General features: G+C 70.9%; 23 protein-coding genes. 2 read left to right on the top strand and 21 right to left on the bottom strand.

The genetic code is table 11. From position 1 onward, the window contains the following. Nucleotides 1-2: 2 nt before the first annotated feature. The 17 genes from Adu01nite_RS13135 to Adu01nite_RS47745 all read right to left on the bottom strand — a co-directional run bounded on the left by Adu01nite_RS13135 (nucleotide 3) and on the right by Adu01nite_RS47745 (nucleotide 15,896). Nucleotides 3-668, bottom strand: coding sequence for a TolB-like translocation protein (locus Adu01nite_RS13135; RefSeq protein ID WP_203726899.1), 666 nt, complete (start codon nucleotides 666-668; stop codon nucleotides 3-5). 26 nt (nucleotides 669-694) lie between these two features. Then, nucleotides 695-2,164, bottom strand: coding sequence for an ATP-binding protein (locus tag Adu01nite_RS13130; protein ID WP_203726898.1), 1,470 nt, complete (start codon nucleotides 2,162-2,164; stop codon nucleotides 695-697). Nucleotides 2,165-2,214: 50 nt separating this feature from the next. Continuing rightward, complete coding sequence (locus Adu01nite_RS13125) at nucleotides 2,215-3,075, bottom strand: TIGR03619 family F420-dependent LLM class oxidoreductase (RefSeq protein WP_203726897.1); 861 nt, start codon at nucleotides 3,073-3,075, stop codon at nucleotides 2,215-2,217. Between the two features lie 51 nt (nucleotides 3,076-3,126). Beyond that, nucleotides 3,127-4,404, bottom strand: a complete 1,278-nt coding sequence (locus Adu01nite_RS13120; protein WP_203726896.1) for an aldehyde dehydrogenase family protein — start codon at nucleotides 4,402-4,404, stop codon at nucleotides 3,127-3,129. After that, the gene (locus tag Adu01nite_RS13115) at nucleotides 4,401-5,234 is read right to left on the bottom strand and encodes an NAD(P)-dependent oxidoreductase (RefSeq protein ID WP_203726895.1); all 834 of its coding nucleotides are present in this window, start codon (nucleotides 5,232-5,234) and stop codon (nucleotides 4,401-4,403) included. Before Adu01nite_RS13115 ends, Adu01nite_RS13120 begins: the two co-directional genes overlap by 4 nt. Then, the gene (locus tag Adu01nite_RS13110) at nucleotides 5,231-5,599 is read right to left on the bottom strand and encodes a carboxymuconolactone decarboxylase family protein (RefSeq protein ID WP_203726894.1); all 369 of its coding nucleotides are present in this window, start codon (nucleotides 5,597-5,599) and stop codon (nucleotides 5,231-5,233) included. Before Adu01nite_RS13110 ends, Adu01nite_RS13115 begins: the two co-directional genes overlap by 4 nt. Nucleotides 5,600-5,610: 11 nt before the next feature. Continuing rightward, nucleotides 5,611-6,504, bottom strand: a complete 894-nt coding sequence (locus tag Adu01nite_RS13105) for an MBL fold metallo-hydrolase (protein WP_203726893.1) — start codon at nucleotides 6,502-6,504, stop codon at nucleotides 5,611-5,613. After that, the gene (locus Adu01nite_RS13100; protein WP_203726892.1) at nucleotides 6,501-7,643 is read right to left on the bottom strand and encodes an FAD-dependent monooxygenase; all 1,143 of its coding nucleotides are present in this window, start codon (nucleotides 7,641-7,643) and stop codon (nucleotides 6,501-6,503) included. Before Adu01nite_RS13100 ends, Adu01nite_RS13105 begins: the two co-directional genes overlap by 4 nt. Continuing rightward, on the bottom strand, nucleotides 7,644-8,162 hold the full coding sequence (locus Adu01nite_RS13095) for a YbhB/YbcL family Raf kinase inhibitor-like protein (protein WP_203726891.1): 519 nt from the start codon (nucleotides 8,160-8,162) through the stop codon (nucleotides 7,644-7,646). Further along, nucleotides 8,159-8,812, bottom strand: a complete 654-nt coding sequence (locus Adu01nite_RS13090; RefSeq protein ID WP_203726890.1) for a cupin domain-containing protein — start codon at nucleotides 8,810-8,812, stop codon at nucleotides 8,159-8,161. Before Adu01nite_RS13090 ends, Adu01nite_RS13095 begins: the two co-directional genes overlap by 4 nt. After that, nucleotides 8,805-9,683, bottom strand: coding sequence for an amidohydrolase family protein (locus Adu01nite_RS13085; protein WP_203726889.1), 879 nt, complete (start codon nucleotides 9,681-9,683; stop codon nucleotides 8,805-8,807). Before Adu01nite_RS13085 ends, Adu01nite_RS13090 begins: the two co-directional genes overlap by 8 nt. Before the next feature lie 3 nt (nucleotides 9,684-9,686). Continuing rightward, complete coding sequence (locus Adu01nite_RS13080) at nucleotides 9,687-10,745, bottom strand: ABC transporter permease (RefSeq protein ID WP_203726888.1); 1,059 nt, start codon at nucleotides 10,743-10,745, stop codon at nucleotides 9,687-9,689. Continuing rightward, the gene (locus Adu01nite_RS13075) at nucleotides 10,745-11,845 is read right to left on the bottom strand and encodes an ABC transporter permease (RefSeq protein ID WP_203726887.1); all 1,101 of its coding nucleotides are present in this window, start codon (nucleotides 11,843-11,845) and stop codon (nucleotides 10,745-10,747) included. Before Adu01nite_RS13075 ends, Adu01nite_RS13080 begins: the two co-directional genes overlap by 1 nt. A gap of 85 nt (nucleotides 11,846-11,930) precedes the next feature. Next, the gene (locus Adu01nite_RS13070) at nucleotides 11,931-13,454 is read right to left on the bottom strand and encodes an ABC transporter ATP-binding protein (RefSeq protein WP_203726886.1); all 1,524 of its coding nucleotides are present in this window, start codon (nucleotides 13,452-13,454) and stop codon (nucleotides 11,931-11,933) included. Between the two features lies 1 nt (nucleotide 13,455). Then, entirely contained in the window at nucleotides 13,456-14,484 is a 1,029-nt protein-coding gene (locus Adu01nite_RS13065) for a BMP family lipoprotein (RefSeq protein WP_203726885.1), read from the bottom strand. Between the two features lie 156 nt (nucleotides 14,485-14,640). After that, nucleotides 14,641-15,309 (bottom strand): GntR family transcriptional regulator, encoded by a 669-nt coding sequence (locus Adu01nite_RS13060; protein ID WP_203726884.1) that lies wholly within the window; start codon nucleotides 15,307-15,309, stop codon nucleotides 14,641-14,643. A gap of 167 nt (nucleotides 15,310-15,476) precedes the next feature. Next, nucleotides 15,477-15,896: an aldo/keto reductase gene (locus Adu01nite_RS47745; protein ID WP_239132354.1), complete on the bottom strand. Its 420-nt coding sequence runs from the start codon at nucleotides 15,894-15,896 to the stop codon at nucleotides 15,477-15,479. Between Adu01nite_RS47745 and Adu01nite_RS13050 the strand changes: the two genes are divergently transcribed. Beyond that, nucleotides 15,846-16,913 (top strand): Gfo/Idh/MocA family protein, encoded by a 1,068-nt coding sequence (locus Adu01nite_RS13050; RefSeq protein WP_307836632.1) that lies wholly within the window; start codon nucleotides 15,846-15,848, stop codon nucleotides 16,911-16,913. The two genes, Adu01nite_RS47745 and Adu01nite_RS13050, sit on opposite strands and share 51 nt — an antisense overlap. Here the strand turns inward: Adu01nite_RS13050 and Adu01nite_RS13045 are convergent. The 4 genes from Adu01nite_RS13045 to Adu01nite_RS13030 form a co-directional block, all read right to left on the bottom strand. Beyond that, nucleotides 16,910-18,352, bottom strand: coding sequence for an RNA-guided endonuclease InsQ/TnpB family protein (locus Adu01nite_RS13045; protein WP_203726881.1), 1,443 nt, complete (start codon nucleotides 18,350-18,352; stop codon nucleotides 16,910-16,912). The genes Adu01nite_RS13050 and Adu01nite_RS13045 overlap by 4 nt on opposite strands. A gap of 106 nt (nucleotides 18,353-18,458) precedes the next feature. Beyond that, entirely contained in the window at nucleotides 18,459-19,175 is a 717-nt protein-coding gene (locus Adu01nite_RS13040) for a CPBP family intramembrane glutamic endopeptidase (protein ID WP_203726880.1), read from the bottom strand. Continuing rightward, the gene (locus Adu01nite_RS13035; RefSeq protein WP_203726879.1) at nucleotides 19,172-20,092 is read right to left on the bottom strand and encodes an NAD(P)H-binding protein; all 921 of its coding nucleotides are present in this window, start codon (nucleotides 20,090-20,092) and stop codon (nucleotides 19,172-19,174) included. The genes Adu01nite_RS13040 and Adu01nite_RS13035 overlap by 4 nt, the downstream gene beginning before the upstream one ends. 28 nt (nucleotides 20,093-20,120) lie before the next feature. Beyond that, complete coding sequence (locus Adu01nite_RS13030) at nucleotides 20,121-20,369, bottom strand: hypothetical protein (protein ID WP_203726878.1); 249 nt, start codon at nucleotides 20,367-20,369, stop codon at nucleotides 20,121-20,123. Between the two features lie 36 nt (nucleotides 20,370-20,405). Here Adu01nite_RS13030 and Adu01nite_RS13025 point away from each other — a divergent pair, with 36 nt between their 5' ends. After that, the gene (locus Adu01nite_RS13025) at nucleotides 20,406-20,849 is read left to right on the top strand and encodes an SRPBCC family protein (protein WP_203726877.1); all 444 of its coding nucleotides are present in this window, start codon (nucleotides 20,406-20,408) and stop codon (nucleotides 20,847-20,849) included. Nucleotides 20,850-20,874: the final 25 nt, after the last annotated feature.

Here is a 20,874-nt window from a genome sequence, read left to right as displayed (position 1 = left end):
GCTCAGTGCCAGCTGCTCGGCACGCCGGTCACGTTCAGCGGCCACCCGGTCGCGCCCCGGCTCAGCGCGGGTCGTAGCCAGACCTGCGGCGGCGTGCCGTCGCCCGATCGGCGAGCGAAGGCGAGCAGCCGCCCGTCCGGCGACCAGATCGGGCTCGACTCGGCGATGGCGGGCGTGTTCGTCAGGTTGGTCACGGCACCGGTCCGGACGTTCACCGCCCACAGGTCGCCGGCGTCCGCCACGGCCAGGGTCCGGCCGTCCGGGCTCCACGCCAGCGCCGACGGAAGCCAGGCCCCTTCGCGATCGGTCAGCCGGTAGGAGACCTCTCGCCCGTCGGACGGCGCGATCCAGATGTCGGCCGCGTAGATCGGATCCCACGGCTCGCCGCCGATCATCCAGGTCTTCACGCCGGCGATCAGGCGACCGTCAGGCGACCAGTCGAAGATCGAGGCCGACACGAGTCCGAGTATCTGCCGCAGCACCGGCCCGGCGAGCTCGACCACATGGACGGAGCCGCTGTTGAGGCCGATCTCGGTGCCGTTGGGCGCCCACCGCGGGATCTCCACACCCGACGGGCCATCGCCGATCCACCGCCGATCGTTGCCGTTCGCGTCGACCGTGTAGAGCTTCCCGGCCTCACCGAACGCCACCCGGCGGCCCAAGACCACCGCCGCTAGTCGCTGGGTCGGAGGCTTCAGGAGTACAAGCGGTTGAGGTCGACGAGGAGGATTCGGTCGTCGGTCGCGGCGGCGGCCGTCAGCTCGGCGGTGAAACCGGCGCCGCCGTAGAGCGCAAGCACTGTGGCTTCGGTGTCGTAGCCCTTCGGGCGCAGCAGATCGCGCGCTGTTGCCAAGCGCTGGAGATGATGATGGCCGATCACCTCACCCCACTTGACCTCGCCCAGAGACAGGATGCGTCGGGGGTTGTTCGACTCCTGCGCGGACAGTGCGACGACGTCGATCTCGATCTGGGTGCGGCTCGCCGGGTCGTTGACCGTGCCGGACCCGACCTCTGAGGGCTGCTCGGGGAAAAGGGCCTCGCCGGACTCCAGGGCGAATGCCCGGCACAACGCCTCGAAATGTGGACCGACCACCTGGGTGAGGAAAGTCTGCCGCGCCGAAGTCCAGACCTGCTCGGCGCGGTGGATCTCCAACTCGGCCCAGCGTTTGCGCATGATCGCCTCGTAGAACGTGATCAGCGGTTCGACGATCCGGTACTGCGCCCGGCCCGGACGTAACAGGTCCGGTTCGCGGGCGATCAGTGCGCAGTCCTCCAGGACGTTGAGCGGATGCGTGATCTGGTCGGACTTTCGCCCGATGAAGCTCGCGATCCCGCCGTTGGTCTTGTTGCCACCGGCGATCGCCGCCAGCACCGAGTGATAGAGGGCGGGGTCGCGGATGGCTGCTTCTTCGGCCAGCAGGTAGCGCGCCTCCCGGAACAGCGGCGTCTGCGGGTTCAACGCGGTCCGCATCACCCAGGCGTCGAAGTCGTCGATCGTGGCCGGCGCATCTCCCCCGGTGAACTCGTAACGGTAGGCCGGAGTACCGCCGACGACCGCATTGACCAGGACGGCGAGCCGGGGGTCGGTGATGCCCCAGAACTCGGCCGATTCCCGATGCCGGAAGGGCTGGACGACGAGTTCCAGGCTTGCCCGGCCGCGCAAGGGTGCCTGCCCGGCCAGGAGGCCACCCATGACCGACATCGCCGATCCGCACAGCACCAGGCGCGCCGAGCTCGGCCGGCCGCTGCCGCCGGGGCCGAGTTCGCGTTGAATGATCGACGGCAGTGCCGGCGACGCCTTGGACAGGAAGGGGAACTCGTCGATCACGACCATGCCCGGGCGGTCGCGGAAACTGTGGAACATGCGCGCTATCGCGTCGTTCCAGTCGGGGAACGGCGCCTCGATGAACTCGCGGGTATGCCGCGCGAGTGCCTCGGTGAAGAGCCGCAATGACTCCGTTTCGGTGGCCTCGGTAGCCGCGAAGTACATCCCTCCGGCGGCCTCGGCCATCGACTGCAGCAGGAAGCTCTTGCCCTGACGGCGACGGCCACTCACCACACCCAGCGACGCGGCGCCCGCCGTTGCTTCGGTAGATCTCGTCGCGAAGGCGGCGAGGCCCTCCCACTCACGGACTCGGCCGAAGATGCGGGATGGTTTGTCCATTAACGTAGCCTTCCCGAGCCGGACAGGTCACAGAAGTATAGTTCTCAGAACTATACTTCTGTAAGTCCGAAGCGCTGGGCCAGGGCGGACATCTCGTCCTGCTGTTCGGTGGGGTCGGTTGAGGTCACGTTGACCACCACTCGGGTCACGCCCTCGGCAGCCAAGGTCTCCGCTCGCTCCCGCGTCATCGCGATCGACGACCACCTCGTGTATTCCAGGGCGGCCGGGTCGCGGCCGGCCGCTGCCGCCTCGGAGCGGGCCAACTCCAGCTGCGCGACTCGCTCCTCCGGGGTCAGCATTCCGCCCGGGAAGTAGCCGTCGCCCCTCCGGCCCGCGCGGCGGGCGGCGGCCCGGCTCGAGCCGCCCACGTGGATCGGCAGGGTGGTCGCGTCGTGCGGCTTCGGGAAGATGCACAGGTCGTCGACGTCGAAGAACTCGCCGTGGAAACTGACGCCCTCGGCGCCGCCGGACCACAGCAGGCGCAGCACGTCGATCGCCTCGTCGGCGCGCCGGCCCCGGGTGCGGAAGTCGACCCCCACCGCCGTCGCCTCGCCGGGCAGACTGCCGAGCCCCACGGTCAGCAGCCGCATCCGCCCCCGGGACAGCACGTCGACCGTCGCCAGCCGCTTCGCCAGCACGACCGGATGCTGGTACGGCACCAGCAGCACCCCGGTGCCGAGCAGGATGCGGCTGGTCGCGGCGGCCACGAACCCCAGCGCGTCGAGCGGATCGACCACCGCCAGGTCGGTCGGCAACTCCATCGAGCCGAGCATCGCTCCCCGGTAGAGCGCGATGTGCTCGGGCATGTACAGCGCCTCGAACCCACACGCTTCCGCATGCTGCGCATAGACGACCATGCGGTCCGGGTCGAGGCCGAGCGAGGCGGTGCTGTAACTGATGGCAAACTTCATCGCCTGCAGGCTAAGGCTTGCCGTCGGCGTCAAGGCAAGGGTAACGAACAGTCAGGCGATCCGCACGCTGATGCTCTTGACGTGGGAGTAGTGGTTGAGGGCCTCGATGCCCTTCTCCCGGCCGTACCCGCTCGCCTTGTGGCCGCCGAACGGCATCTGGACCGACTGGGTGGACCATGAGTTCACGTACACCTGGCCGGCCTCGATCGCGTGGGCCACCCGGAACGCCCGGCCGATGTCGGCCGTGAAGACGCCGCCGACCAGGCCGTAGTCGCTGTCGTTGGCGATTTCTACCGCCTCGGCCTCGGTGTCGAACGGGATCACCACCAGGACCGGGCCGAAGATCTCCTCGCGGGCGATCGCCATGTCGTTGGTGACGCCGGTGTAGACCGTCGGTTCCACGTGCCGGCCGCCGGCGACGTGGCCGCCGACCACCGCCTTCGCGCCCTCGGCCGCGGCCACCTCGAAGTAGTGCCGCACGGTGGCGAACTGCTTGTCGGTGATCATCGGGCCGACCTCGGCCCGGGCCGCGGCGGCGGCGACCGCGGCGACGAACTCGTCGTGGATGGAGCGCTCGACCAGCAGCCGGGTGCCGGACGAGCAGACCTGGCCGGCGTTGGTGGTGAACGCGCGGACCGCCTCGGTCGCCGCGAACGCCAGGTCGGCGTCGGCGAAGACGATGTTGGCGGACTTGCCGCCGAGCTCCAGGGTCAGCGGGAGGATGCGCTCGGCGGCGATCCGGCCGATGGCCTGCCCGACCGGCACCGAGCCGGTGAACGCGACCTTGCGGACCAGCGGATGCTCGACGATCGCCGTGCCCACGGTCGCGCCGGGGCCGGCGACCACGGTGAGCACGCCCGCGGGCAGGCCTTCCTCGGCCGCCAGCCGGGCCAGCGCGACCGTGGTGCCGGACGTGCTCTCGGCCGGTTTGACCACGACGACGTTGCCGGCGGCAAGGGCGGGGGCGACGGCGCGAGCCGCCTGGTTGAGCGGCAGGTTCCAGGGGGTGATCACGCCGACCACGCCGAACGGCTCGCGCACCGTGTAGACGTGCAGGTCGGGACGGACGTCGAGGACGTCGCCGGCCGGCAGGTGCACGAGTGAGGCGTAGAACTCGAAGTATTCGGCGGCGCCGCGGATCTCGGCCTCGGCCAGGGCCGGTGGCTTGCCGGTCTCGGCGCATTCGATCCGGGCGAGCTCGTCGATCTCGGCGACGAGCCGGCGCGCGACGGCCATCAGCACCCGCCCCCGGTCGAACGACGCGACGTGCCGCCAGCCGGGCGCGGCCGCGGCGGCGGCCCGCACGGCGCGATCGACCTCGGCGGTCATCGCGGCCCGCCGAGCAGCTCGTACATCCGGGTGTGGTCGGTCTGCGGGGTGACCTCGGCGGCGATGCGCGTCCACTGCTCCTCGGCCCGGTCACCGAGCTCGGTCCGCTGTTCAAGGGCACGAGCAAGATCAATTGCTATGCGTACGTCCTTGGCCATCAACTGCAGTGCGAAGCCGGAGGCGAAGCTGCCGTCGAGCATGAACTGGGCCACCTTGTTCTCGCTCGTGTTGGAGCGGCCGGACGAGCTGTTGAGCACCGCGTTCATCGTCTCCGGCGCGATCCCGAACGCGGCGCCGACCCGCAGCGCCTCCACGGTCACCGCGAGGGTGGCCGCCGAGACCAGGTTGTTCAGCGCCTTGGCCGCGTGCCCGGAACCGACCGGCCCGACGTGCAGCACGGTCCGCCCGAGCACGTCGAGGACCGGCCGGATCGCGGCCAGGTCGGCCTCGGCGCCGCCGGTCATCACGGCCAGGGTGCCAGCGACCGCGCCGCGCACCCCACCGGAGACCGGCGCGTCGACGAAGCGCAGCCCGCGCTCGGCCAGCCGGACGGCCAGGGCGCGGGTACGCAGCGGTTCGGACGAGCTCATGTCGGCCACGAGCGTGCCCGCCCGCAGCGCCGGTACCAGGTCGTCGAGCACTTTTTCGACGACGGCCGAGTTGGGCAGCATGAGGATGAGCAGGTCGACATCCTCGAAGCCGTCGGCGGCGGTGAATCCTTCCGTAGCGCCCGGCGCCGAGTCCGCGACGACGAGGTCGTAGCCGGCCTCGACCAGCCGCTGGGCCATCGGGCGGCCCATCTTGCCGAGGCCCACGAAGCCGATCCTCATGCGTCGAACACCTCGGCGGCCAGCCGGAACGACTCCAGCGCGGCCGGCCCGCCGCAGTAGAACGCGGTCTGCATGAGGACCTCCTTGATCTCGTCCTTGGTCACGCCGTTGTTCAGGGCGCCGCGCACGTGCGCCTTGAACTCGTGACCGCGGTTGAGGGCGGTCAGCATCGCGAGGTTGAGCAGGCTGCGCTCGCGCAGGCTCAGGCCGGGCCGGTTCCAGATGTCACCCCAGCAGTACTGGGTGACGTACTGCTGCAGGTCCCGGGAGAAGTCGGTGACCGCGGCCAGGGAGGCGTCCACGTAGGCGTCGCCGAGCACCTCACGCCGCACCTTCAGGCCGGCTTCGAAGAGTTCGTCGTTCATGGGGGGTCCTTTCAGATGCGGGCGAGGGAAGCCCAGGAGTCGACGACGAAGACGCCGCCGGAGGAAGCGACGGTGCACGCCGAGTGGCCGCCGAAGTGGCCGGGGAAGACGACGAGCCGGCGGTCGGCGGCCTCGGCCAGCAGGCGGCGCCGGGCGGCCCGGGCCATCGCCGGGTCCTCGCACCAGCACGAGTTCACGTCGGGGGCAGCGATCTGCACCGGGTTGTGCAGGATGTCGCCGACGAACAGGGCGCCGGCGGCACCCGATTCGAGTCGCAGCACCGACGAGCCGGGGGTGTGCCCGGGGTGGGCTTCGAGCACGAGATCGGCGTCGATCCGGTGCTCGCCGCTCCACAGCTGGACGAGACCGGCCGCGTGGACGGGGGCGACGCTGTCCTCGTACACGTTCTGGTTGCCGTCACCCGGCGGGCGGGGATGCTTCAGCGGGTTCCAGTAGTCGAAGTCCGGGGCCGGCATCAGGTAGGTGGCGTTGGGGAAGGTCGGCACCCACGAGCGGCCGTCGAGGCGGGTGTTCCAGCCGACGTGGTCGACATGAAGATGCGTGTTGATCACGAGATCCACGTCGCCCGGGGCAACCCCGGCCGCGGCGAGGTTGGCCAGGTAAGCGTTGTCGAAGTGGCCGTAGACCGGCGCGTACGGCCGCTCCTTGCCGTTGCCCGCCCCGGTGTCGAGCAGGATGGTCCTCCCGCCGCTCCGGATCAGCCAGGTGTGCAGCACCGTCCGCAGGGTGCCGCTGGCGCTGTCGTAGAAGTCCGGATCGTCGAGAGTCGCCCAGAACGCAGGGTCGCTGTCCGGGAAGAGGAAACCAGGCCGGGAAAGGGAAGCTCCGGCGAACTCCTGCACCCGGGTGATCGAGACGTCGCCGATGACGACCGTGTTGTTCACCGGTTCGCCTCCGGCACGGGATAGAGCGCGATCTGCGCCGGGGTCGCGGCGTCGAGCACGAAGTTGGCCGTCTCCATCACCTCGGACGTGAACCCGTTGCCGCGGGCCAGCGTGCGGGTCTCGGCCATGTACGCGCTGCGGGCCTGGGCGGCGTCGGTCATCGCCCGCTCCTTCGCCTCCCACGCGGCGAGCGCTTCGTCGATGTCGTCGAACTGGCCGAGGGTGTGCGCGAGCTCGACGGCGTTGACGATGCCGACGCTGGCGCCCTGCCCGAGCGCCGGGCACATGGCGTGCGCGGCGTCGCCGACCACCACCGCCCGCCCGCTCGACCACGGCGTGACCCGGTTGGTCTGGTAGGCGTCGTGCCGCCCGCCGGTCGCCTCGGCGGCCAGGTCGACCACCGCCTTGAGGTGCGGGAACCGCTCGCCCCAGATCTCCGGGTCGATCGGGATCCGGGAGGCCCGCTCGTTGGCGGTCGACGCCATCATCCCCATGTAGACCGTGTCCGGCCCGGTGGTGATGAACAGGATCCGCATCGCGTCCGGTTCCAGGGTCCAGAAGTCGATCACCCGGTTCCACTCCGGCCCGGCGAACTCGGCCGGCCGCGGAACGAGCACCCGGCACACGCCGTCCTGGTATTTCTTGCGCTCCTGCGCCAGCGCCGGCAGCGAATTGCGGACCGCCGAACCGGCCCCGTCCGCCCCCACGACCAGGTCGGCCGCCAGCCGGGTGCCGTCGGCCAGCAGCAGCGCGCCCGCCGGGTCGGCCCCGACCGCCTCCGACCCGGTGACCACCTCGACGCCGGCGTCGCGAGCCGCCTGCGACAGCAGCTCGTGCAGCTTGGGCCGGGTGATCGCCCAGTACGGGTAGCCGCCCAGCTCGGGCGGGAACATCTCGCCGTTGAGGCTCGTCGCGTAGACGTCCGGGACGACCCCGTGCGCCCGGATCGCCGGCGCGACCCCGATCACCTCGAGCGCGAGCATCGCGTTGCGCCACAGCAGGATGCCGGCGCCGAAGTCGCGCAGCTCGTCGTTCTGCTCGTGCAGCCGGACGCTCCAGCCGGCCTTCGCCAGCGCGATCCCGGCGGTCAGGCCGGCGAACCCGCCCCCGGCCACCTCGGCGTGCCGTCTCGCTTCCATTCAGGCCTCCACCGCGTCTACCCAGGCGGTCACGTGACCGCGTGCCAGTGTGTGAAAGTGCAGGTTGAACCCGAGCACGGTCGGGGTCAGCGTGGGGTCGATCTCGAGTGCGGGTACGTCGACCGCGTGAACGACGAACACGTAGCGGTGCCGTCCCGAGCCGGGCGGCGGGTTGGGCCCGACGTACTGGGCGAGCCGCACGTCGTTCGGCAGGGTCAGCACGGTCCCGGGCAGTTCGGGGGCGCCGGCCGACAGCGCGGTGACCCCGGCCGGGATGTTGGCGACCGCCCAGTGCATGAAGCCGATCCCGGTCGGGGCGTCCGGGTCGTAGCAGGTGATGGCGAAGCTCCGCGTCCCGGCCGGGAAGCCGGACCAGGACAGCGACGGCGAGGTCTGCTTGCCGCCGATGTCCGGGTCGCGGAACTCGAGGGGCATCTCGGCGCCGTGCTCGAAGTCGGCGCTGCGCACCTCGAACGACGGGGCGGGCGTGACGGAGGCGTACGGATCATCAGTTGTCATTGATCTTCTCCAAGAGAGCCAGAGGTGAGGACGTCGAAGCGGCGCATCGGCGCGGTGACCTCGATGACGCCGGACCAGCCGCTGGGCAGGGCGAGCACATCGCCCGCGGCAAGCTGCCGGGAACCGACCGAGCCGGCCCCGGAGATGACGTACAGGAAGCGGGCACGACCGTCGTCCGGCACGACCTCCGGACCGGCCGGAACGTTGTGGAGCAGGCACTGACCGTCCGGTCCGTCGAAGATCAGGCCCGGCTCGGTGCCGAACACCGACGGCTGCACGCCCGCGCGGAACGGCGGCACCGGCGTGGTGTGCACGTAGACCTTGCGGATCGTCTTGCGGATGTCCCACTGCCCGGCCCACCCGTAGGGCAGGACGATCACGCTGTCCGCGGTGAGCAGGTGCTGCGTACCGTCCTGGTCGGTGATCGTGGCGTCGCCCTCGAGGATGTACATGAACGAGCCACGCCGGTCCTTGACCCGCGGGTAGACGCCGGCGTCGCAGGCCCAGACCGCGAAGAAGCCGTCGGCATCGTCGGAGACCACCGTCTCGTACGCGAACGGCGCGCCGGCCAGCCGAGGCTCCATCGAGATCTCGACCGGAAGCTCGCCGCCGCGCACGTGCGCGCCGTCGAGGAAGGGCAGGTCAGACACTGATGATCCTTTCCGATGAAGGGGCCGGGATCCCGAGCAGGTCGAACGACGGGCGGTGCAGCAGGTCGTGCAGCTCCTCGTCGGTGATCGGGGTGATCCCGAACTTCTGGGTGTGGGACACCACCCGCCGCAGGGTCTCGATGGCGTTGGTGGTGCCGACCATCGGCGAGTCGCTGCCGAAGAGCACCTTGTGCAGCACGCCGTACTCCTTGGCCGCGCACAGGGCGTTGGCCAGCACGGTCGGGCGGTTCGGGATGGCCGACGTGTCGGCGTAGACGTTGGGGTGCCGGCGCATCACCGTCACCGCCTCGAAGATCCACGGGTGACCCATGTGCGCGATGACGATCTTGAGGTCGGGGAACGCGGTCGCCACGTCGTCGAGCAGCAGCGGGTTCGCGTCGCTGAGCCGGCCGGCGTTGGTGAAGATCGCCCCCTGGTGGATCATCACCGGCAGCCCGAGCCGCTCGGCGGTGCGGAAGACCCGCAGGCAGAGCGGGTGCAGCGGGGAGGTGCCCTGGTAGATCGGGCCGAGCTTGATGCCGACCAGCCCGAGGTCGTGGTGCGCCCGTTCGATCTCGGCGACCGCGTCGTGCCGGGTCGGGTCGACCGACAGGAACCCGACGGTCCGGCCGCCGACGTCGCGGACGAACGCGGCGACCGCGTCGTTCGGCACCATGATCCCGGACGCCTGGGCCTGCAGGCCGAACACGATGGACTGCTCGGCCGGCGCCACCTGCCGCCGGTAGCCCTCCAGGGTGACCTCGTCGATCGACCCGTCGGCGTGCTTGCGGGCCACCCGGGTCAGGTCGTCGGTCCAGGGTGAGCCCTGGTGGTCCGGCACCCAGAAATGGGTGTGCACATCGGTGATCACTGTTCAGGCCTCGCTTCGGATGTACGGGACGGTGAGGGCCGACGGCGCACGGTGCCGTGACGCGCGACCGGCGGCCAGCGCGACCAGGGCCAGCACGTAGGGCATCGCCAGCCAGAGGGACGCCGGCAGGGTGAGCTGGGGACGGAGAACGGCGAGCGCGACCAGGCCGAGAAGGACGGCCGCGCCGATCAGCCGGGCCCGGGGGCGCCGGCTTCGGGCGACACCGACGGCGACCAGGAGCGCGGCCACGCCCCAGACCTCGCCCGGGACGGTGGGCAGGGACTGCAGACGCAGCTGGACCGCGTCGGTCACCGCGAAGATGGTCACCGCGGCCAGCAGCCCGCGCAGCCGCCACGAGCCGAACAGCACCGCGGCGATCGCGAGATAACCACGGCCCCCGGTCATGGCTTCACGGAAGACACCGACATCACCGATCGAGATGTACGCCCCGGCCGCCCCGGCGAACGCCCCGGCGATGAGGACCGCGGCCCAGCGCACGCCGCGCACGCTGATCCCGGCCGCGTCGGCGGCGATCGGGGTCTCGCCGGTCGCGGCCAGGTTGATGCCCCAGGTCGTGCGGTACATGGCCAGCCCGGCCAGCACCACCAGCGCGACCGTGACGTAGATGAACAGGTCCTGGTGGAACAGCACCTCACCGAGCACCGGCACGTCCGACAGCAGCGGCACGGACAGCCGGGGCAGCGGGGTGAACGTCCGCGGCTCGGGCACGAAATGCTGATCGAGGAACGAGGTCAGGCCGGTGCCGAGCACGCCGATCGCGATGCCGGCGACGATCTGGTCGACCTTCACCTCGATCGCCAGGACGCCCATCAGCGCGGCCAGCAGCAGCCCACCGGCGATCCCGCCGAGGAAACCAAGCGCTTGGTTGTCGATCCGGGTCATCGTCAGGTAGCCGGCGAACGCCCCGGCCAGCAGCACGCCCTCCAGGCCGACGTTCATCACCCCGGCCCGCTGGGCGATCAGCTCACCGGTCGCGGCCAGCAGGATCGGCGCGGCGATGGTCAGCGCGGAAACGAGAAACGCGATGTCGAGGACACCCATCACGCCACCAGCTCTTTCATCTTTATCGGCGCGGCCCGGCGGCGGCGGTGCGCCAGCACGGCGGCCACCAGGACCAGGACGATCACGGCGCCCTGCAGCACCGACGCCAGCGACGACGGCACGTCCAGCAGCGCCTGCAGCGAGGTGCCACCGACGTTGAGCGAGGAGAACACGATCGCGGTGAGGATTGCGCCGACCGGCGAGTTACGGGCCAGCAGCGCCACCGCGATGCCGTTGAACCCGATCCCGGCCTCGAAGCCCTCGCTCAGCCAGGGCGCCGAGCCGGCGAACAGCAGCGCCGCCCCGGCCAGCCCGGCCAGGCCACCGGAGATCACGATCGCGGTGACGCCCTGCCGGACCGGGTTGATGCCGGACCAGCGGGCCGCCTCCAGGTTGCCGCCGGAGGCGCGCAGCTCGAAGCCGAACGTGGTGCGGGCGAACACCCAGATCAGCCCGGCCGCGAGCAGCGGCAGCAGGATGACGTCGTAGGACAGGGTGCGGCCGGGCACCGACTCCACCGCCGGCCACAGGGCGGACGCCGGGAAGTTCGCCGACTGCGGCTGCCGGTCCAGCGAGCCCTGCAGCGGCCCGCGGACCAGCCACGCCAGCGTTTGCAGGGCGACCAGATTCAACAACAACGACGAGACGATTTCGAGTACGCCGCGGGACGCCCACAACCACGCCACGATGCCCGCCCACAGCGCGCCACCGGCGATCCCGGCCAGCGCGCACAGCACCACCGCGACGACGCCGGGCAGGCCGCCGCTGTGCAGGCCGACCGCCGCCGCGGCGCAGCCGCCGGTGACGACCTGGCCGGGGAAGCCGACGTGCATGCGCCCGGCCTTGTCGGCGACGATCCAGCCGAGCGCCACCAGGAACAGCGGAACCGCCTGGGTGAGCGTGGTGCCGGCGTTGGTCGGCGAGCCGAACGTGCCGCTCCAGAACGCCGACGCCGCGTCGACCGGCGACACCCCGATCACCAGGAGCAGCAGCGCCGCGACCACGAGCGCGGCGGCGGCAACCCCGAGCTGGGTGACCACGCGGCCCACCCAGGCCGGCATCCCGCGGTCGCGCCGGATCAACCCGGCCGCCGCGGTCATGCTGTGCCCTCCTTAGGCATGCCCTTCTGGCCCTCGCCTGCGGTCTGGGCGTGCAATTTACGGAAGTGCCGCTCGGTGCAGGCGGTCATGCCGTCACCTCGGACGAGGTCATCAGCGAGCCGATCCCGGCGCGGGTGGCGTCGGCCGCGTCGAGGACGCCGCGGACCCGGCCGTGCGCGAGGACGGCGATCCGGTCGGACAGGGCCAGCACCTCGTCCAGGTCCATCGAGATGAGCAGGACGGCGCCGCCGCGGTCGCGGTGCTCGGTCAGCCGCCGGTAGACGAACTCGGTGGCGCGCACGTCCAGGCCACGCACCGGCTGCACGGCGATGACCAGCGACGGATCGGTGGACAACTCCCGGGCCAGGACGGCTTTCTGCTGGTTACCGCCGGACAGACGGGCCATCGGCTGGTGCTCGCCGGTCGCGCGTACCTCGTACTCCTCAATAAGCCGCCGCGCCCGCACCCTGGCCGCACCGATGTCGATCCGGCCTCGCCGCGCCAGCGGCGCGTGGCGCAGGGCGCGCAGGTTGATGTTCTCGCCGAGACTCATGCCGCCGATGACGGCGACATGATGGCGGTCCTCCGGGATCAGTGCGCCGCCGGCGGCATAAAACCCTTCCGGGGTACGGCGTTCCAGCCGTCGCCCGCCGATCTCGATCGTGCCGCCGGCCACCGGGCGAATGCCCAGCACCGCCTCGACGAGCTCGCTCTGGCCGCTGCCGGCCACTCCGGCGATCCCGACGATCTCGCCGGCCCGGACCTCCAGGCCGACCTCGTCGAGGGCGGTCGCGCCGCTGTCCCGGGCGACCGTCAGGCCCTCGATGACCAGCGCCGGACCGCCCGGGGTGGCCGGCGTGCGCTCCCGGCGCGGCGCCAGGGACTCGCCGACCATCAGCGCGACCAGCTCGGCCGGTGTGGTGCCGGCGATGTCGCCGGTGCCGGCCACCGCGCCGCCGCGCAGCACGGTCCAGCGGTCGGCGACCGCGAAGACCTCGGACAGCTTGTGGGAGATCAGGACGACCGCGTGGCCCTCGCCGGCCAGTCGCCGCATGAGCTTGGCCAGCTCGTCCCACTCCCCCGGGCTGAGCGCGGCACTCGGCTCGTCGAAGATCAGCAGCCGGGCGCCGCGGGACAGCAGCTTGACGATCTCGAGTCGCTGCCGCTCGCCGACCGCCGCGTCGGCGACCAGGCGGTCCGGTTCGATCCGCAGGCCGGTGGCCCGCTCGACCTCGGCGGCCTTCCTCCGGGCGGCCGACCGGCCGTTCGCCCACGGGAGGAAGGCCGGGGCCATCGTGAGGTTCTCCAGCTCGGTCAGCGTGGGCACCAGGGTGAAGTGCTGGTGGACCATGCCGATCCCGGCCCGCAGGGCCTGCTCCGGCCGGCGGAACGTGACCGGCTCGCCGTCGAGGCGCATGGTGCCCTCGTCCGGCTGGTAGAGGCCGGTGACGATCCGCATCAGCGTGGTCTTGCCCGCGCCGTTCTCACCGAGCAGCGCGTGCACCTCGCCCCAGGCGATGCCGAGGTCGATCCGGTCGTTGGCGACGAAGGCGCCGAACCGCTTGGTGATGCCGGTCAACTGGAGTGCGGGGCCGGGATCGGTGGTCATGTCAGCGCTGCTCGTACGCGTAGCTCGGCTTGGGCAGCAGGACACCCTCGGCCGGGGTGATGCTGCCGTCCGAGATCTGCGAGGTGATCTTCTCGGCGAGGGCCTTCTGGGCGTCGGTGCCCTTGCCCGGGCAGAACTGGTAGGACAGCGCCCCCGACTTGAGGCCGAAGCTGATCGCGCCGGCCGGCAGCTTGCCCGCGGCCGCCTCGGTGACCGCCGTCTTGAGCACATCGGACCAGTTCACGATGCCCGAGCCGATGATGTTCGGGTTGTCGTCGCAGTGCAGCGCGAAGACGTTGTAGACGCCGGTGCCGGCCTTGCCGTCGGCCGCCTGGTAGATGCCGGTCGAGCCGGAGTCCAGGTCGGAGAGGATCTGGTCGACCCCGTTGGCGATCATCGCCTCGGCCGCCTGCTTGGCCTTGCCGACGTCGTTGTAGTCGTTGGTGTACGCCTGCGACACCTGGGTCTGGGCGTTCTCGGCGGCGGCGCCCTGCTTCATGCCGTAGTACCAGGCGGTCGAGGACGGCACCTCGGGCCCGGCGATCATGCCGATCTTCTTGCTCTTCGACTGGTTGGAGGCGACCGCGCCGGCCACGATCGCGTTGAGGCCGACCGCGACCGTCACCGAACTGACGTTGTTGGCGAGGCTCTCCAGGTCGGAGGCGATCAGCACGAAGTGGGTGTCCGGGTATTTCGGCGCGACCACCGCGACGGCCTTGTTGAGCACGGCGCCGTCCGCGACCACCACCTTGTTCTTGGCGGCGAGCGAGGTGAGGCCGTCGATCTGCTGCTGGGACTCGGCGGCGTTGTCGACGATCGAGGTGAGCTTGAGCGTGGGGTCGGCGTCGACCGCGGCCTGAACGCCGGCCAGGGCGTACTGCGTGAAGCCGCCGTCGTTGCGCGGCGCCGGGGCGAGGAAGCCGATGTTGGTGACGCCGTCGGTCTTCTCACCGGCGGAATTCCCGTCGCAACCGGCGAGGGCTACTGGTATGGCTGTCGCAAGGGAGATCAAGGCAATCCGAAGGCGCATGGGGTGACTCTCTTCTGGTATGGCAGTTTTACCTGCTGTTCCCTGAGGCGCGGTCACCAGTCTGGGAATCTGCCATACTAGAAGTCAATAGTCCTGGGGGCCGTTACCCAGTTTTCACAAACGAGACGTGCCGGAAACTGCCATACCAGCCGGCCTTTAGAGGTCGAACTTGCTCGCGACCTCGTCCTGCAGCTCGGCCCGCCCGGTGCGCACGTGCACCCGCATCGCGCTCTCGGCGGCATCGGCGTCATGCGCATGCAGCGCCTGAACCACGGCCCGGTGCTCCTCGAACGACCGCCGCATCCGGCCCGCACGCCGGGTCACGATCGACGACAGATAGCCCCGGTTGAGCTGCTGCACCAGCAGGTTGTAGTGCTCCAGAAGCCGCCCGTTGCCGGACCCGGCCGCGATCAGAGCATGCAGCCGGGCATCGATCGCGCTGTAGCCATCGGAGTCGGCCGCCTCCACCGCGAGGCTCATCTCGGCCATGATTTCATCGAGCTGGGTGAGAAACTCGTTGTTGCCGCGCCCCGCACAGAGCCGGGCGGCCATCCCCTCCACCGCCTCACGAACCTCGAACAGATCAAGGATCTCGTGCCGGCGAAGGCTCTTCACAAACGTGCCCCGCCGATGCTCAACGGTGAGAAACCCGGCCGATTCGAGCTCCTTGAGAGCCTCCCGAACCGGCATCCGGCTGACCCCGAACCGAGCGGCCAGCCGAGCCTCGGACAGCTTCTCCCCCGGCTTGATCACCCCAGCCGCGATGTCCCGCCGAAGCTGCTGAGCAATAGCGTGCTTCTTCGAGCCCTCAAGCTCTTCCTCCACCAGCCCACCGGGATTGGCCGGCCCCCGCTCAGACCTCGGCACCCGCACCCCTCCCCCACTAGACGGCTGACGTCACCCTATCGCCGCACCCGCACCGCCCCGACTTCCACACACCGACTCAGCGCTCTTCAGCCGGGCGCGCCGCGGCCCCGGCGGCTCTCATCCGCTCAGTGGTCGAGGGCGGCCATGTTGGCTTCGTCGTAGCGGTCGCCGGTGGCCGGCGTCAGGTTGTCCAGTCGGGCGATCTGGCGGTCGGTGAGGCTGATGCGGTCGGCGGCGGCGTTCTCCTCGATCCGGTCGATGCGCGTGGTGCCGGGGATGGGGGCGACGTCGTCGCCCTGGGCGAGCAGCCAGGCCAGGGCGATCTGCGCGGGCGTGGCCCCGGCCTCGGCGGCGACGGCGCGGACATCGTCGACGATGCGCATGTTGCGGTCGAGGTTGCCGCCGGCGAAGCGCGGGTTGGTACGGCGCCAGTCGTCGGCGTCGAGGTCGTCCAGCGTGCGGATGCCGCCGGTGAGGAACCCGCGGCCCAGCGGGTGGGGATCGTGGGGCTGAGCGCTTCGGGCGGATGGGCGGCCGGGGCCCACCTGCCCGCGTTGTCGGCAGTCGACGGCATGGAGCTCACCGCCCTGGCGACGAGTTCCCGCGCGTCGGCCGCCGTCGCCGGCGCCGCGTTCGGGGTGCCCGGCTACGCCTCGGTCGAACAGCTCGTGGCGGACGAGAACGTCGACCTCGTGGTCGTCGCGGTCAAGGTGCCGCGGCACCGCGAGCTGGTGTTGCCCGCGCTCCGGGCGGGAGTGCCGGTGCTCAGCGAATGGCCCTTCGCGGTCGACCTGGCCGAGGCCGTGGAGATGGAAGGCGCCGCCCGCGACACGCGTACCTTCATCGGGCTGCACGGGCGTTCCTCGCCCGCCATCCGCTGGCCGGCCGGCCTCGTCGCCGACGGGTACGTCGGGGACGTGCTGTCCGCGACGGTGCTGGCGTCATCGATCGAGTGGGGCAACCCGGTCTCCGAGCGGATGCGATACACCCTGGATCGCACGCTCGGCGCCACGATGCTCACCATTGCTTTCGGAAACGCCATCGACGTGGTGTCGATGGTCGTCGGTGAGCTGCAGGACGTGATCGCCTCGACGGCGACCCGGCGCCCGATCGTTCCGCTCGGCCGCACCGGACAGACGGTCCCGATGACCGCCGAGGACCAGATCGCCGTCTCCGGCACGCTGCCGGACGGCGCGATCCTCTCCGTCCATCACCGTGGAGCAACCATGTCCGGACCGGGGTTCTCCCTGCTCATCGACGGTACCGAGGGAACTCTCGAAATCACGTCCGCGAGCGGGTATCCACACCTCGGGCCCGTTACGGTGCGCGGCGCACGAGGTCGCGCCCCGCTGTCCCGGCTGACCCTGCCCGATGGCCACGACGACTACCCCCACCTGGCGGGAACACCGATGCACAACCTGGCGCACATGTATGCGGCCATTCGGAACGATCTCCTCGACGGCACCGCGACCGCCCCGGATTTCGCCCACGCCGTCAGACGGCACCGACTCCTGCACGCGATCATCCGATCGGCCGCCGACGGACGACGCGTGTCCATCTAGTGCGGTGTCCACGAACGTTCACCGGGTGTGGTCCGGTGTAGCTGTGGATCCTCGCCGTTAGGCGAGCGACTCCCCACCGCAGGTGGTGGGGCGGGCCTCCGCCGGCCAACGGACCCTTCCGTCGCCGTCCTTGGTGGTCGGCGGCGGGGGTCACGCCGTGCGCGGGCGACACCGGGGAGGTGTCGTCCGGCTCGACGGTGCGTGACCATTCCACCCGGTGTCGCGGGTGGGGTGGTGGTGGCGCCGTCCGGGGTTCGGCCGGCGATGGTGTACGCCGCGGCAAGGTCGCGATGCCCGGCGAACGCGCAGTGCGGGCAGGTCATGTTCCTGCCGCGGGGTTTGCTGATCCTGCGGTGGCAGGCGGGGCAGGTCGAGGAGGTGCCGCGTTCGTCGACCAGATGCACCCGGATCCCCGCCAGCGCGGCCTTGTCCTGCAAGATCTGCAGGGTGCGGCCGATCTGCCACTGCCGCAGGCGCAGGTTGTGCCGCCGCCCGGCCGGCAGGTCGAGGACCCCGCGGGGATCACCGACCGTGAACGTCCCGACCCGCTGGTGCACGGCCCAGCCGACCACTGTTTTCGCGGCTTCGTGCAGGGCTTGCCGGACGCGGCGCCGGTGTCGGCCCTCGATCAGGCGGGCCCGCCGCCGGGTCTTGCGCCACCGCCGCGAACCGCGCTCGCCTTTGCTGGGTGCGCGGGCGGCCGTCGCTCGGCGGCGGGTCTTCGTGTCGGCCAGATGCATGCGATGCTCGGCCCGGATCGCCCGCCCCGACACCAGCAGACTGTGTTCGCCGTCGGCGGTAGCGACGGCGAACGGGTGGATGATGCCGAGATCGACGCCGGCCACCCGCCGCGGGTCGGGTTCCTGCCCCGCCGGGTAGACGGTGACCGGCAACTCTGCCGTGACGTCGACGCACAGGCGGCCGTCGGCGAACAGCAACGTCACCGACCGGACCGTGTCTGCCGGATACGGGATCGGCCGGTCGAGGCGGACCGCCAGTGGCGGGCAGCCCCGGGCGGTCGGTATCCGCATGACCTGGCCAGTCACGGTGAAGGTGCCGTGATACCAGCGGACCGGCATCAGCCCGCGACGCCGCCGGGGGAAACGCACCTGCGAGTGCCCGGCTTTGCGGCGGGCGGCGGCGGAGAACCAGGCGTCGGAGTAGTTGCGTAGTACCGACCGGGCGCCGACGCTGTCCAGCTCACCGAACGTGCCCGGACCCGACTGCGCCAACAACCGGCACAACTCCTGGAAACCGGCTGCCGGCTTGTCCCGGCGGCGGCGCCGCCACGCGTTGACCTCCAGCACGCACGCCCACACGTCACCGGCCGAGCGCAGCAACCCGAAGCAGCGTTGCCGCTGGGCGCGGGTGATGCGTAACCCGATCCGGGCGGTGCGGTGCACCACCGGGCCTGTTCCCGCATCCCGGTGTCTAGGCATGTGGCAATTATTGCTGGACAGCTAGGCGTACGACAATACCTTTGGATGATGCGGAATCGACCAACCAGCCCGGACTCCGACCCGGCGAACGTTTGCGGACACCGCACTAGCTGTGGATCAATGCCGGCAAGGCGAAGAGCATCGCCGTCGACCAGGTCACGTGGGTCAGGATCGGGGCGAGGATGCCGCCGGACGTGCGCCGTTGCAAGCCCACCACCAGGCCGAGCAGGAACGCGGCGAAGACCAGCATGAGGTTGCCGGTCGCCACCGTCGCCGCCGCGTAGATCACGGTGGAGATCAGGACGGCGTGCCGGCGGCCGATCGCGGCGAACAGCGCACCGCGGAAGAAGACCTCCTCGGCCACGCCGTTGAGCAGGGTGACCGCCACGATCGGGACGAGCGCGCCGTACCGTGCGTGGGCCAGCACGCTGTTGACCAGATCACGCAGCGCGGGCAGCTCGCGGACGACGAGCGCGCCGGCCACGAAGACGGCGCCGAGCACGAGCCCGGTGACGATCGGGGTGACGATCGGGCGCCGGAGCCGCTCACGGAACACGATCCGGCCCAGATGCAGTGGCCCGGACAGCAGCGCCCCGCCGATCCAGGAGAGCGCGACCAGCCCGGTCAGCAGGTAGAAGACGTTGTCGCCCGGGCGCACCGACAGGCTGAACCCGAGCAGGACGGCCCCGGCCACCAGGGTGATCGCGACGACGATGCGGCGCCGGCGGAACGCCTGGTCGGTCTGGTGGTGGTCGCGTTCCACCGGGTCGATCAGCGACGGGCCGACGGCCCGCCGGACGCGTACCAGCCACGCCGCGGTCACCGGGCGGCCTGCTCCCGATCCTGCCGGGCGGCCCGCTCACGGTCGGCCAGCGCGAGCCGCACCGCGTCGTCGTAGCCGAGGAGCTTTCCCGGCAGGAGCCGGGTGATGGCGTCGTCCCGGACGACGACCTCGGTGGCCATCGAGTCGACCAGGTTGCGGGCGGTCGCCAGGTCGACGTCGGTGACGAACCGCAGCCACGCCGACGACAACCGCGGGGTCAGCAGCGGAACGGTGAGGTTCGGCAGCCGGCTGCCCCGGACCCGGGCCACCCGCTGCAGCATGTCGATGTACCGCAGCACCTCCGGGCCGCCGATCTCGTAGGTGGCGCCGCGGGCCTCGGCCGGCTCCAGCACCCCGGTGAGGTAGCGGACGGTGTCCGGCAGCGCGATGGGCTGGGTGCGGGTGCGGACCCAGCGCGGGGTGATCATCGCCGGCAGCCGTTTGGCGAGTTGCCGGGTCATCTCCCACGAGATGCCGCCGTGGCCGATGATCACGGCGGCGCGCAGCACGGTCACCGGGGTCGGAGCGGATCGGAGGATCCTCTCGACCTCCCGGCGGGAGCGCAGATGCGGGGACAGCCTGCCCTCGCCGGCGCCGAGACCGCCGAGGTAGATGATCCGTTCCACGTTCGCCGCGGCGGCGGCCGCGGCGAAGTTACGGGCGGCGTCGGCGTCGCGCCGCTCGAAGTCGTCGGACCCCAGCGAGTGGATGAGGTAGTAGGCCACGTCGACCCCGGCGAACGCCGCCGGCAGACTGCCCGGATCGGCGACGTCGGCGGCGATCGGCTCGCCCGCGCCGTGGTAGCCCCCGGGCCGGCGGGTCATCGCCCGGACCCGGTAACCGTCCTCGGCCAGCTTTGCTGCCACGTGGGAGCCGACGAAGCCGGACGCGCCGCTTACCAGAACCGTCTTGGTCACACGGTCCTACTACCCACGTTTGGGGATGTCAGCCGTCCTGCTCCAGCAGGCGGTGGGCGTCGGCGGCGGTCAGTTCCAGGTCGTAGACCTGCTTCAGCTGGGCGATCTTGTCGAGGGTCGGCTGCCCGAACGGCGCCGAACCATCGAAGGCGTGCAGCACAATCCCCTCGACGAGCTCACCCAGCGGCATGTCCAGGTACTCCGCCAGCCCTTTGAGGACCTTGAGCAGCCGGCCCTCGATCCGCAACCCGGTCTGCACTCGATTGACTGTTACCATGGTAACAAGATAACACCCCACGGCCCGGGAGGAACCATGCATCGCACCCTCGTCGACTCCTTCGAGCTGGACATCGCCCCGTCGGAGGCCTTCCCGCTCTTCACCGCGCGCGGCGAGGAGGCGTGGGCCCCCGGCTGGCAGGCGCAATTTCCGGCCGAGACCCCCGACGACAGCCTTCCCGGCACGGTGTTCCTGACCGACGGCCAGGCCGGCCGCTCGACGTGGATCGTCACCGACTCCCGCCCGGCCCACCACATCCGCTACGCACGGGTGGCGGCCACGCAGACCGCCGGCACGGTCGACGTGCGCCTGGCCGCAACCGACACCGGCACGCGGGTCACCGTCACCTACGACCTGACGAGCCTGGACCCGTCGGCCGACGACTACCTGGCGACCTTCGCCGCCGGCTATCACGACTACCTGGCGACCTGGCGGACCGCCATCGAGCACCACCTGCAGGCCCCGCCGCCTGGAGAATGAACGCAAAAGTCACGACCCTAGGATC

It is taken from the genome of Paractinoplanes durhamensis (assembly GCF_016862175.1).
Taxonomy (GTDB): Bacteria; Actinomycetota; Actinomycetes; order Mycobacteriales; family Micromonosporaceae; genus Actinoplanes; species Actinoplanes durhamensis.
This window is presented reverse-complemented; position numbering and strand designations above follow the sequence as displayed.